This window comes from Stenotrophomonas sp. SORGH_AS_0282 (assembly GCF_030818125.1).
GTDB lineage: Bacteria > Pseudomonadota > Gammaproteobacteria > Xanthomonadales > Xanthomonadaceae > Stenotrophomonas > Stenotrophomonas rhizophila_A.
Window position 1 is genome coordinate 4,113,413 of the sequence record NZ_JAUTAB010000001.1, and the last position, 12,668, is coordinate 4,126,080.

General features: G+C 65.4%; 9 protein-coding genes. 6 read left to right on the forward strand and 3 right to left on the reverse strand.

Features of this window, described 5'->3' with window-relative positions; genetic code table 11:
- Positions 1-63: 63 nt before the first annotated feature.
- From recF to dnaA, 3 genes are all read right to left on the reverse strand, one after another.
- Complete coding sequence (recF, locus tag QE395_RS18610) at positions 64-1,161, reverse strand: DNA replication/repair protein RecF (protein WP_306990309.1); 1,098 nt, start codon at positions 1,159-1,161, stop codon at positions 64-66.
- A gap of 796 nt (positions 1,162-1,957) precedes the next feature.
- Positions 1,958-3,058, reverse strand: coding sequence for a DNA polymerase III subunit beta (gene dnaN, locus QE395_RS18615; protein WP_068848019.1), 1,101 nt, complete (start codon positions 3,056-3,058; stop codon positions 1,958-1,960).
- Between the two features lie 276 nt (positions 3,059-3,334).
- The gene (dnaA, locus tag QE395_RS18620) at positions 3,335-4,669 is read right to left on the reverse strand and encodes a chromosomal replication initiator protein DnaA (RefSeq protein WP_306990312.1); all 1,335 of its coding nucleotides are present in this window, start codon (positions 4,667-4,669) and stop codon (positions 3,335-3,337) included.
- A 253-nt stretch (positions 4,670-4,922) separates the two neighbouring features.
- Here dnaA and rpmH point away from each other — a divergent pair, with 253 nt between their 5' ends.
- From rpmH to QE395_RS18650, 6 genes are all read left to right on the forward strand, one after another.
- Positions 4,923-5,063, forward strand: coding sequence for a 50S ribosomal protein L34 (rpmH, locus tag QE395_RS18625; protein ID WP_006404565.1), 141 nt, complete (start codon positions 4,923-4,925; stop codon positions 5,061-5,063).
- 5 nt (positions 5,064-5,068) lie between these two features.
- Complete coding sequence (gene rnpA, locus QE395_RS18630) at positions 5,069-5,557, forward strand: ribonuclease P protein component (protein WP_083214014.1); 489 nt, start codon at positions 5,069-5,071, stop codon at positions 5,555-5,557.
- Positions 5,557-7,248: a membrane protein insertase YidC gene (gene yidC, locus QE395_RS18635; protein ID WP_306990325.1), complete on the forward strand. Its 1,692-nt coding sequence runs from the start codon at positions 5,557-5,559 to the stop codon at positions 7,246-7,248. The genes rnpA and yidC overlap by 1 nt, the downstream gene beginning before the upstream one ends.
- A gap of 93 nt (positions 7,249-7,341) precedes the next feature.
- Positions 7,342-10,020: a polysaccharide deacetylase family protein gene (locus tag QE395_RS18640; RefSeq protein WP_306990327.1), complete on the forward strand. Its 2,679-nt coding sequence runs from the start codon at positions 7,342-7,344 to the stop codon at positions 10,018-10,020.
- 3 nt (positions 10,021-10,023) lie between these two features.
- Positions 10,024-11,367 (forward strand): tRNA uridine-5-carboxymethylaminomethyl(34) synthesis GTPase MnmE, encoded by a 1,344-nt coding sequence (gene mnmE, locus QE395_RS18645; protein ID WP_306990330.1) that lies wholly within the window; start codon positions 10,024-10,026, stop codon positions 11,365-11,367.
- A 154-nt stretch (positions 11,368-11,521) separates the two neighbouring features.
- Positions 11,522-12,559, forward strand: a complete 1,038-nt coding sequence (locus tag QE395_RS18650) for a glycerophosphodiester phosphodiesterase (protein ID WP_306990563.1) — start codon at positions 11,522-11,524, stop codon at positions 12,557-12,559.
- Positions 12,560-12,668 lie beyond the last annotated feature (109 nt).

Consider the following 12,668-nt stretch of genomic DNA (forward strand, 5'->3'; position numbering starts at 1 on the left):
CGCCGATGGATAAGGGGTTGCAACAGCAATTATACCAGCCGGGCGCTTCGGCCCCTGCCGGCACTATGGCACAAGGTGGACGTGGCCATGTTCCACGTGGAACCGGGTGATATCGGTGCGGTCCTGCAGCGCGGCGGGCGTTTCGGTGGCGGTGATGAATATCTGCGCCGGGCCTGCGCGCAGACGATCCAGTACCCGGGCTTGATGGGTACGATCCAGCTCGGACGCGAGGTCATCCAGCGCGATCACCGGCCATTCGCCGCGCTGTTCTGCGTAATCCTCCGCCTGGGCCAACAGGCAGGTGAGGGCGGTGAGTTTGGCCTGCCCGCGCGAGAGCGCGTCGCGGCCGGGAATGGTGGCAAACCCCACGCTCCAGTCGGCCCGGTGCGGACCCACGGAGGTATAGCCCGCCAACCGGTCGCGTTCGCGCGCCAGCAGCAGGGCGTCGGACAGGGAAAGCTCGTGTTTGCGCCAGCCGGGGCTCAGGGTGAGTGACTGAATGCCCAGGTTCGGGGCCAGATCCTGCGCCAGGCCAATGGTTCGGTCCTGCAGGCGGTCCAGGTAATGCTGGCGCCGGGTGGTGAGCGGTTCGCCGGCTTCTGCCAGCTCGCGGTCCCATGCATCCAGTGCATTCGGGTGCCCGCCTTGCTTGAGAAGGGCATTGCGCTGCTTGAGCGCCCGCGAGTACCGCCGCCAGAGGGCGAGGAAGTCTGGTTCCACGTGGAACAAACCCCAATCCAGGAACCGGCGGCGCGGCTCGCCGCCACCGCTGACCAGCGCGTGGCTTCCCGGCTCAAACGTGACCACGGCCAAGGCAGCACAAAGGTTTCCCAACTGCGCAACGTCTTCGCCATCCAGCCGTCCCTTCCATTCCTGCCCGCTGTGGCGCAGCCCGGCCTTGCGGCGCGTGGCCGATTCGGCCCCGGAACGCTGTTCGTCCCATTCAACGAAGACATCCAGCGCGTCCTGGCCCTGGCGCACCAGCCCATCCCGCACCCGACCGCGGAAACTGCGCCCGTAGGCCATCACGTGCAGCGCTTCCAGCACGCTGGTCTTGCCTGCGCCATTGTCGCCAGTGATCAGGTTGATGCCCGGTTGCGGGGCCAGTTCCACGCTGTCGAAGCGGCGGATCTGGTGCAGGGACAGACGACGGATGTGCATGCGATCGGATCTGCGCCGCAGCTGCGGCAAGAGAGGCTGGGGGAATCGATCAGCTTACTGCATCGGGGTGGATTCGCCGCACGTTCGAGACGCCGTGAATTCTTTGAAATCTGAGAGAGCGTCAAGGGTGAAGCCGTGCAGATTTCAAGGAATTCGCGCGCTTTCGGGATGGAACTCCCCACGGGCAGATGGGATCACCCGCTTGATTCTTTGAAATCTGAAACGCGGAGCAGGGTAGGCGTTCTCAGATCTCGCGAGATTGACGTATTCCATTTCTAGCTATCCACAGGGGGTCTGTATGACTTATGCACAGTCTCTGTGCAATCTGTGGATAAAAGAACGGCCTTGGGTGCCGCTGAAAGATATCCACAGGTTGAACCCCAGGCTCAGACCCTGTTTTACCGAGGGTTTCAGCACCATATTTACCTTTAAATTCAACTAGATAAGGTAGTTTTCAACCAAATCTGGCTCTACCACCACCGCCTAGCTTTAGATTTATATACAGTTTTTAAAAGCTTAGAGCTGGGAATCAGGGGGCAAACCCACACGTTGTGGGAATCTGTTGAACCATGACCTGCTTGCCGATCTTGTCGTGAGATTCGAACGTCCCCTGCCGCGAGAAGGTTCGGTTGTACAACCGCAGCGGCAAGAACCAAGATCACAAGCAGCCACGCACGGCGTGGCTCTCCTCGTGCTGCTTGCCTCATGATCCACGTGGAACGTTTGGGCAAAAAGAAACCCGGCGCTTGGCCGGGCTTCCTGGTTACCGCGGTTCCACGTGGAACCAAGCATCCGGTCAGAGACGCAGCGGCATCACCACGTGGCGCGACTTCTCGCTGCTGGCTTCGCGAACCAAGGCCGAGGAGTTGGAGTCGCGCAGCTGGATGACCACGTGCTCGTCGCGCAGTGCGGACAGGGCATCCAGCAGGTAGTTCACGTTGAAGCCAATGGCCAGATCGCTCACGGTGGTATCCGCTTCGATCTCTTCCTGGGCTTCTTCCTGTTCCGGGTTGTGCGCGCTGATCTTCAGGTTGCCCGGCGAGACTTCCACGCGGATGCCGCGGTACTTCTCGTTGGACAGAATCGCGGCACGCTGCAAGGAGGCACGCAGGGCTTCGCGATCCACCTTCACTTCACGGTCGGCACCGATCGGAATCACGGCCTCGTAATCCGGGAAGCGGCCATCGATCAACTTGGAGGTGAAGGTCACATCGTCGCGCTTCACGCGCACGTGGCTGCGGCCGACTTCCAGCTCGATCTCACGATCCCCGCTTTCCAGCAGGCGCTGCAGTTCGGTCACGCCCTTGCGCGGAACAATGATCTGGCGCTTGGCGCCACTGGCCTTTTCCAGATCGGTTTCGCACAGCGCCAGGCGGTGGCCGTCGGTGGCAACGGTGCGCAGCGCATCGCCGCGCAGGTCGAACAGGAGGCCGTTGAGGTAGTAGCGCACGTCCTGCTGGGCCATCGCGAACGCGGTGCGTTCGATCAGCTCCTTCAGGGTGGCTTCGCCGATGGCCACGCGCTCGGTGGCTTCCACTTCGTCCACCGACGGGAAGTCATTGGCCGGCAGCGTTGCCAGGGTGAAGCGGCTGCGGCCGGCCTGCACGGTGATCTTGTCACCGGTCTGCGAGACGGTGATCCGGCTGCCGTCGGGCAGGGCGCGGATGATCTCGAACAGTTTGCGTGCCGGGATGGTGGTCTCGCCGTCCTGGGCATCATCCACCGCGATCCGCGACACCATCTCCACTTCCAGGTCGGTACCGGTCAGCGACAGCTGCCCGTTCTGGACCTGGACCAGGAAATTAGCCAGAACCGGCAAGGTCTGGCGGCGTTCGACCACGTTGACGACTTGTGCCAACGGCTTGAGAAAGGCTTCGCGCTGCAGTGTGAAACGCATGTGGTTCCGTGCCCCTATGCTTTAAAAAGATGTGGAATAAATCAAAAGCTTGGTGGTGATGGTAGAGCCAGAATTGCGGGAAAACACATCTAAGCATTTGTAAATAAAGGCTTTTATCGCCTCGAAACCCTCTGCACTACTACCCCCCAAGGGGTGGGGAAGCCTGTGGATAAAAATCCCGCCAACTCAAACCGGTTTTTTATCCACAGCCTGTCCCTCGCTTACACCCGGATTTTGCACCGTTTTATGCGATGACGCCTATGCGCCGTGCATGCATCATTCGCTCAACTTCCGGATCAGCTTGTCCCAGTCTTCCCGCAACTTGCCGTCGGTCTCCATCAACGTCCGGATCTGCCGGCACGCATGCAGCACCGTGGTGTGGTCACGACCCGCAAAGGCATCGCCGATTTCCGGCAGGCTGTGCTCGGTCAGCTCCTTGGTCAGCGCCATGGCGACCTGTCGCGGACGGGCCAGCGACCGGGTCCGGCGCTTGGACAGCAGATCCTTGATCTGCAGCCCGTAGTAGTCGGCCACGGTTTTCTGGATGTTGGGAATGCTGATGGCCTGCTGCTGGGCACGCAGCAGGTCGCGCAGGGTTTCCTGGGCGAAGTCGGTGGTGATCGCGCGGCCGGTGAAGTTGGCACGGGCGGTCAGGGTATTGAGCGCACCTTCGAGGTCGCGGACATTGGAGCGCATCTTCTTGGCAATCAGAAACGCCACATCGTCGGGAATCTCAGTACCGCGTTCGCGGGCCTTGGCCAGCACGATCGCGGCGCGCGTTTCGAAGTCCGGCGGCTCGATGGCCACCGACAGGCCCCAGGCAAGCCGCGACTTCAGGCGCGCTTCCAGGCCTTCGACTTCGCGCGGGTACCGGTCGCAGGTGAGGATGATCTGCTGCTTGCCGTCGAACAGGGCGTTGAACGTGTGGAAGAACTCTTCCTGGGTTCGGTCCTTGCCGGCGAAGAACTGGATGTCATCGATCAGCAGCGCGTCCACCTGCTGGAACTGGCGCTTGAACTGATCCATGGTTTTTTCCTGCAACGCACGGATCATGGCGCTGAAGAACTGTTCCGAGCGCAGGTACAGCACCTTTGCGGCCGGGTTGGCCTGGCGCATGGCGTTGCCGGCGGCGAACATCAGGTGGGTCTTGCCCAGGCCGGTGCCGCCGTACAGCAGCAGCGGGTTGTGCGCCCGGTCGCCCGGCTTCTGCGCCGCCTGGAACGCTGCGGCCAGGCCCAGCTGGTTGCTGCGGCCTTCCACGAAGTTGGTGAAGGTGTAGTGCGAATCCAGGTTGCCGGCGAACGGCACCAGCGGCTCAACCGGCGCAGCGGGCGCGGAATGGCCCGGAATCGGCGCGATCTGCGCCTCCACGGCCCGCGGACGCGAGCCGATTTCAAGAAAAACGTCGCCAAAACCGGCGAAGTGCGCCAGCAGTTCCTTGATCCGCGCCAGGTACAGCTCGCGGACCTGGTCGACGATGAAGGCGTTTGGCGCATAAAGCACCAGGCTGTCCGCGCGCAGATCGGCCTGCAGCGGCTTCAACCAGGTGTGAACATCTTCGGGCGGGAACTCCGCCTCAAGGCGTTCGAGACAACGGGACCAGGCATCCATCGGCAATAATCGTCTGGGGCCGGCGGTTGGGGCGCAGAAAGCCGCCGTGCCGCAGGCCGGAAGGGGAAAGAATGGATGGCGCAGCCTACCACCGACGCGGGGTGCCGGGAATGGTTGTCCCGAAGTTATTCACAAAATGATCCACAGCTATTGCACAGGCCGGTGAAATCCCGTAGTGACATGGGCTTGACGCGCCCCGGGGTAGGTCTATAGAATTTCCGGTTCTTTCCGTCCCCTTCATATAGAGGCCCGCATGGCCACCAAGCGCACTTTCCAACCCAGCAACCTCAAGCGTAAGCGCGACCATGGCTTCCGTGCCCGTATGAAGACCGCTGACGGCCGCAAGATCCTGTCGCGTCGCCGCGCCAAGGGCCGTAAAGTCCTGAGCGCTTGATTGCAATGCCGCTTCCCGCGGCAGACGCAATCCTGACTGTGAGCAGTTCCGACCCGCGCAAGCGATTTCCTCGCTCTGCGCGGGTTCGTACGCGTGCCGAATATACAACGGTCTTCAACGGCGCCCGCCGTGTGTCCGAACCGCTGATGACCCTGCACTGGCTGAAGAGCGACACGCCGGCCAGGCTGGGTCTTGCCGTTTCGCGCAAAGTCGATCCCCGAGCCGTGGGTCGCAACCGTATCAAGCGAGTGCTGCGCGACGCCACCCGCCACCTACGGCCGTGGATGACGTCCGGCGATTATGTCGTGGTTGCCCGCAGTTCCGCCCGTACCGCAAGTAATTCCGAGATCCGCCAGGCCTTCGAGCGCCTGCTGCGCCGGCTGGGCGCATTGCCCATGCCGGGCGCGGACGGCACAATGCCGCCGCCCGGGGTTGCACCCCTTTCCCAGTCCGAGCCGGCACCTGCTGCCGGCCCCGTCGAGCCTGCACGCTGATGAACCAGACCCGCGTTTTCCTGATTGTTGCCTGGCTGATGGTGGCCATCCTGCTGTGGATGCAGTGGGGTAGCGACAAGGCCCAGCCGGCGCCCACCGCCCCGGTGGCCGCCCAGACCCAGGCACCGGTGCCGGGTGCAACGGGCGCCGTGCCCGGTGCCAACGTGCCGCAGGCCCCGGGCAGCGCCCCGGCCACCCAGCCGACCGCGCAGGCCCAGGCCGGCGCGCCGCGCGTGACCGTGACCACCGACGTGCTGCGCCTGGTGCTCGACGGCGGCTCCGTGCTGGATGCGGAGCTGCTGCAGTTCCCGCAGACCAAGGACGACGGCAGCCCGCCGGTGCGCCTGCTGACCGAAGACCCGGCCCACCCGTACCGCGCGGTGACCGGCTGGACCAGCCAGGACAAGAGCATGCCGGTGCCGGAAGCCAACGGCTTCACGCTGGTGGGCGATGCCAAGGACTTCGTGTTGGCCAAGGGCCAGAACGAACTGCAGATCCCGTTCGCGTGGAATGGTCCGAACGGCGTGAGCATCCGCCGCACCTTCACCGTCAACCGCAATGAATACGCGGTCAAGGTCAAGGACGAAGTGATCAACGCCGGCACCGCCCCGTGGAGCGGCTACGTCTACCGCACCCTGGACCGCACGCCGACGATCCTGTCGCGCAGCATGACCAACCCGGACTCGTTCAGCTTCAACGGCGCCACCTGGTTCGACAAGGACGGCAAGTACCAGCGCCGCGCCTTCAAGGATTACCTGGACGATGGCCCGCTGAACCAGCAGGTCACCGGTGGCTGGGTGGCGATGCTGCAGCACCACTTCTTCACCGCGTGGGTGCCGCAGAAGGACCAGGCCGCGAACTACTCGCTGTCCCAGCATGATGGCCGCGACCAGATCCAGGCCACCGGCCCGGCCTTCACCGTGGCCCCGGGCCAGCAGGTGAGCAGCGAGGCACGCCTGTGGGTGGGCCCGAAGCTGGTCAACCAGATCGCCAAGGAAGATGTGCCGGGCCTGGATCGCGTTGTCGATTACAGCCGCTTCTCGATCATGGCCGTGATTGGCCAGGGCCTGTTCTGGGTGTTGAACCAGGTCCACAAGGTCGTCAACAACTGGGGCTGGGCCATCGTCGGCCTGGTAGTGCTGCTGAAGCTGGTGCTGTACCCGCTGTCGGCGGTGCAGTACAAGAGCGGCGCCAAGATGCGTCGCTTCCAGCCGCGCATCGCGCAGCTCAAGGAACGCTATGGCGATGACCGCCAGAAGTTCCAGACCGCGATGATGGAGCTGTACAAGAAGGAGAAGATCAATCCGATGGGCGGCTGTCTGCCGATCCTCATCCAGATGCCGATCTTCTTTGCCCTGTACTGGGTGCTGGTGGAATCGGTTGAACTGCGCCAGGCCCCGTGGCTGGGCTGGATCCAGGACCTGACCGCACGCGACCCGTACTTCATCCTGCCGGTGATCAACGTGGCGGTGATGTGGGCCACCCAGAAGCTGACCCCGGCGCCGGGCATGGACCCGATGCAGGCCAAGATGATGCAGATGATGCCGCTGATCTTCGGCGTCATGATGGCCTTCATGCCGTCCGGCCTGGTCCTGTACTGGGTGGTCAACGGCGGCCTGGGCCTGCTGCAGCAGTGGTGGATGACCAAGCGCCACGGCGGCGACCCGGTCCCGGCCACCGCCAAAAAATAAAACCCCTGAAAAACCCGCCCTCCGGCGGGTTTTTCTTTGCCGGCGATACAATCGCCTGCACTCACCCACCCGCAGCACCTCACCGAGCCCCCCATGCCCCGTGCGTCGTCGTTGTTCCGCCTGCCGTCCCTGCTGCTGCTGACCCTGGCCGTTGCCAGCTGCGGCAACAACGACCCCGCCGCCCCGGCAACGCCGACCCCGACGCAGCCCAGCGCGCAGGCCGCGGCCTCCGCCGATCCCGCGGCCGCGCCGCTGCTCACCGCCCTGCAGAAGCAGCTCGACGGCCACCGCCGCATCATCGTGCTGCTGGCCGACGAAGCGCAGCAGTCCGCGCGTGACCGTGACACCTCCAGCCGCATCGGCCAGCAGTTGTTCCACGACGGGCTGGACCAGCGCCAGTCCATTGCCGCCCAGTTCGATGCGTTGCTGCGCGGCGGCAGCCCGCAGCGGTTTGCCACCCTGGGCACGGTGCTGGACTACATTGAATCGGCGCCGGAGCTGTACGACGCCGACCGCCTGGCGTTCCGCGAAGTGCTGCGCGACCTGCACGAGCGCATCGGCACCGATTCCTCGCTGCCGGCGGTGAAGCTGCACCAGCGCGTGGGCGAGGACCTGGACGCGCTCGATGAGATCGAGCGCAACTACAACCAGGAAATCACCAACATCTTCAGCCGCTTCGACCGCACCCGCGCGATCACCCTCAAGCGCGAGAAGTGGGACGACTACCTGGCCCACCTGCACAAGCAGTACAGCCGTGAGGCGATCCTGCGCGATTACGGCGTGATCGAGCCCTATCCGATGTCGATGAAGGACAGCGACCGCGAGATCTTCGGCCGCGACCTGCCGCCCAAGACCGTGGTGCTCACCTTCGATGATGGCCCGCACAAGGCCTACACCGACGAAGTGGTGGCCATCCTCAAGCGCTACGACGTTCCGGGCGTGTTCTTCGAAGTGGGCCGCAACCTGGGCGAAGTGCATGCCGATGGCAGCGTGAAGCTGGGTCCGATGGCCGGCATCAGCCGCAACCTGATGGAACAGGGCTACGCGGTGGGCAACCACAGCCTGACCCACGCGCAGCTGTCACGTACCACCGGCGAGGCGCTGCGCCAGCAGGTGCTGGTGACCGACACGCTGCTCAAGGACGTGGACAAGCGCCGCGCTCCGCTGTTCCGCTTCCCCTATGGCGCGCGCAATGCCGAAGGCCTGCAGCTGCTCAACGAGGCCGGCCTGAAGTCGATCATGTGGAACATCGATTCGATGGACTGGGCCGACCCGGTGCCCGAATCGATCGTGCAGCGCGTGCTGGGCCAGGTGCAGAAGGAACAGCGCGGGATCATCCTGTTCCACGACATCCACGACCGCGCGGTGAAGGCACTGCCGCAGATCCTGGACCGGCTGATTGCCGAGGGCTACCAGTTCGCCGGCTGGAATGGCCGCGAGTTCACCGTCAGCCGCCCGCGCAGCGCTGCTGCCAGCGAAGCCACCGTGACCACCGGCTACGAGAAGTCGTGGGCGATCGTGATCGGCATCGACGAGTACGCCAAGTGGCCGCGGCTGGAATACGCCAGCCACGATGCGCAGGCCATCGCCGATACGTTGACCGGGCAGTTCAGGTTCCCGTCCTCGCAGGTGATCGTGCTGAAGGACAAACAGGCCACCCGCAACAACATCCTGGCCGCCTTCCACGACCGCCTGGCCGATGACCGCACCGGGCGCAACGACCGCGTGTTCGTGTTCTTCGCCGGCCATGGCGCCACGCGCCGGTTGGCGTCGGGCCGCGACCTGGGCTACATCATCCCGGTGGATTCGGACCCCAACGAGTTCGCCACCGATGCCATCGCGATGACCGACATCCAGAACATCGCCGAAAGCATGCAGGCCAAGCACGTGATGTTCGTGATGGATGCCTGCTACAGCGGCCTGGGCCTGACCCGAGGCGGTCCCTCGTCGTCGGCATTCCTGCGCGAGAACGCCAAGCGCAGCGCGCGGCAGATGCTCACCGCCGGCGGCAGCGACCAGCAGGTGGCCGACAGCGGCCCGAACGGCCATTCGGTGTTCACCTGGGTGCTGCTGCAGGCGCTGGCAGGCAAGGGCGACCTCAATGGCGATGGCCTGATCACCGGCACCGAACTGGCAGCCTACGTGGCGCCGGCGGTGTCGGCGGTGTCGCGGCAGACCCCGGCGTTCGGCAGCCTGCCTGGTTCGCAGGGCGGTGAGTTCGTGTTCCAGGTGCCCGACAGCCAGGAATACCTCACTGCCGATACCCGCCAGCTCTCGGCGGACGCGATCGCGCTCAACAACCGGGTGGATGCCGCGCAGGACGCCAAGCCCGCTGGCGAGGCGCCGGTGACCGTGGCCGACCTGCAGGGCGGCAAGAGCACGCTGGTGGTGCCGGCCGCCGTGCCGACCTCCGACCGCCAGCGCGCGCAGCAGGCCAACGACCGGGGCCTGCAGCTGTACCGCGAGAAGCGCTATGACGAGGCCGTTGCTCAGTTCACCGAAGCGCTGAAGCTGCGACCGGACTTCGCCCAGGCGGCCAACAACCTCGGCTTCGTCTACTACCGCCAGCAGCGTTACGCTGAGGCGGCACGCTGGCTGGAAAACACCCTGAAGATCGACCCGTCACGCGCGGTAGCCCACCTCAACCTGGGCGATGCCTACTTCCACGCCGGCGACAAGACCAAGGCCAGGCAGGCTTACACCACCTACCTGGCGCTGCAGCCGCAGGGCAGCGGCGCTGCCCAGGCCCGCGCACAGCTGGAGAAGCTCTGAGCCATGAACGCCGCCACCGACACCATCGTTGCCATCGCCACCGCGCCCGGTGCCGGCGGCGTGGGCATGCTGCGCGTGTCCGGCCCGCAGGCGCTGCGCATCGCCGTGGATCTGGGCTGCCCGCAACTTCAGCCGCGGCACGCGCACTACGCGCGCTTCCGCGATGCCGCCGGCGAGGTGCTCGATGACGGCATCGCCCTGTACTTCCCGAATCCGCGCAGCTTCACCGGCGAAGACGTGGTGGAGCTGCAGGGCCACGGCAGCCCGGTGGTGCTGCAGCAGCTGGTCGGCCGCTGCATCGCGCTCGGCGCGCGACAGGCACGGCCAGGGGAGTTCAGCGAACGTGCCTTCCTCAACGGCAAGCTCGACCTGGCCCAGGCCGAGGCCATCGCCGACCTGATCGCGGCCAGCGATACCCGTGCCGCGCGCGCGGCGCGGCGCTCGCTGGACGGCGTGTTCTCGCGCCGCGTGGAAGATGCCGGCGAGCAGCTGGTGCGCCTGCGCATCCATGTGGAAGCCGCGATCGACTTCGCCGACGAACCACTCGACACCCTGGGCGGCGATCAGGTTCGGCAGGGCCTGGGCGAAGTGCAGTTGGCGCTGGCGACGCTGCGCGACGATGCCGAACGCGGCCGCCGCCTGCGCGATGGCCTGCACGCCGTGCTGGTCGGCCCGCCCAACGCAGGCAAGAGCTCGCTGCTCAATGCGCTGGCCGGCAGCGAACGCGCGATCGTTACCGACATTGCCGGTACCACCCGTGACACCCTGCGCGAAACGATCCGCATTGATGGGTTGGAGCTCACCCTGGTCGACACCGCCGGCCTGCGCGATGGCGGCGATGCCATTGAACGCGAAGGCATGCGGCGTGCGCGCGCGGAGATGCAGCGCACCGACCTGGCCATCATCGTGCTCGATGCGCGCGACCCGCAGGCCGGCCACGCCGCCGTGGCCGATGCCATCGCCGACGTGCCGCTGCAGTTGTGGATCCACAACAAGAGCGACCTGCTCGAGGCACTGCCGGCCGACATCGATGCCAACGTGGTGCACGTCTCGGCCGCCACCGGCCAGGGCCTCGACCGCCTGCACACACGCCTGCGCGAGCTGGCCAGCGGCAGCGCCGGCGACAGCGTGGAAGGCGAGTTCTCCGCGCGCGCCCGCCACGTGGAAGCGATCACTCTGGCGCTCGGCCACGCCGAGCGCGCCGAAGCAGAGCTGGTGCATGAACACCTGGAGCTGGCCGCCGAGGAGCTGCGGCTGGCGCATGAGGCGCTGGGCGAGATCACCGGACGGATGAGCGCCGATGACCTGCTGGGGCGGATTTTCTCGAGCTTCTGTATCGGGAAGTAACCTCTTCTTCCGGCTGTAACACCGCGCTGGCAGAATGCGCCACGTCTCCGGCCCCGCCGCGTCGGCGGGGCGGTACCAACAGGGGTTTGCAGTGTCGAAGTCGTTGTGGGGTTGTGCGTTGCTGTTCTCGCTGGCCGTGGCACCATCGGTGGCCATGAGCGCTGAATCTTCCCCACCCGCGCCGCGCAAGGCGGCGGTGTACGGCCATCGCGGCGCCAGCGCGCTGCTGCCCGAACACACCCTGGCCGCCTACGCGCAGGCCATTGCCGATGGCGCCGACTACATCGAGCCGGACCTGGTGATGACCAAGGATGGGGTGCTGGTGTCTCGGCACGAGAATGAGATCAGTGGCACTACCGATGTGGCCACCCATCCCGAGTTCGCCAGCCGCAGAACGACCAAGACCATCGATGGCGAACGCATCGAAGGCTGGTTCACCGAAGACTTCACCCTGGCCGAGCTGAAGACCCTGTACGCCCGCGAGCGCCTGCCGCAGCTGCGCAGCACTGCCTTCGACGGCCAGTTCCGCATTGCCACGCTGGACGAGATCGTCACCTTCCTGGTCCAGCAGGCCGGTCGCGCCGGGCGCGGGATCGGGCTGGTGCCGGAGATCAAGCACGGCACCTACTTCAAGGGCATCGGCCTGCCGATGGAAGACCTGCTGGTGAAAACCCTCCAGGCCAACCCGTATACCCGGGTGGCCCCGGTGACGATCCAGTCGTTCGAGGTGGGCAACCTGCGCTATCTGCGCGCCAAGCTCGGCCGCGACAGCAACATCCGCCTGCTGCAACTGCTGGGCGACCCGAAGCAGCAGCCGGGCGACGTGCTCGCCGCCAAGGGCAGCCAGCGCTATGTCGACATGATCACGCCCGCCGGGCTGGACCAGATCGCCGGCTATGCCGATGGCATTGGACCCAGCCTGCGCATGGTGATTCCGCTGGATGCCAACGGTCGCCTCGGCCCGCCGACCTCACTGGTGCGCGATGCGCACGCGGTAGGCCTGATGGTGGTGCCGTATACGTTCCGGCCGGAGAATGCCTTCATGGCCGCCGAATTCCGCAAGGGTGAGCCCAACACGCGCAATCCCGACGGGTCGGTGGCGGAGATGCGCGCCTACCTGGCCACCGGGATCGATGCGTTTTTCACCGATGATCCGGCATTGGGGCGCAAAGCGGTGGATGGCACCCCGTAAAAACGACGCCGCGCAGGTAGGTACCGACCGTTGGTCGGTACGGAGAATCGGCACGCAGCGCATCGACCAACGGTATGCCCTCCGTTGGCGGGCACCCTTCGGGCCGTCG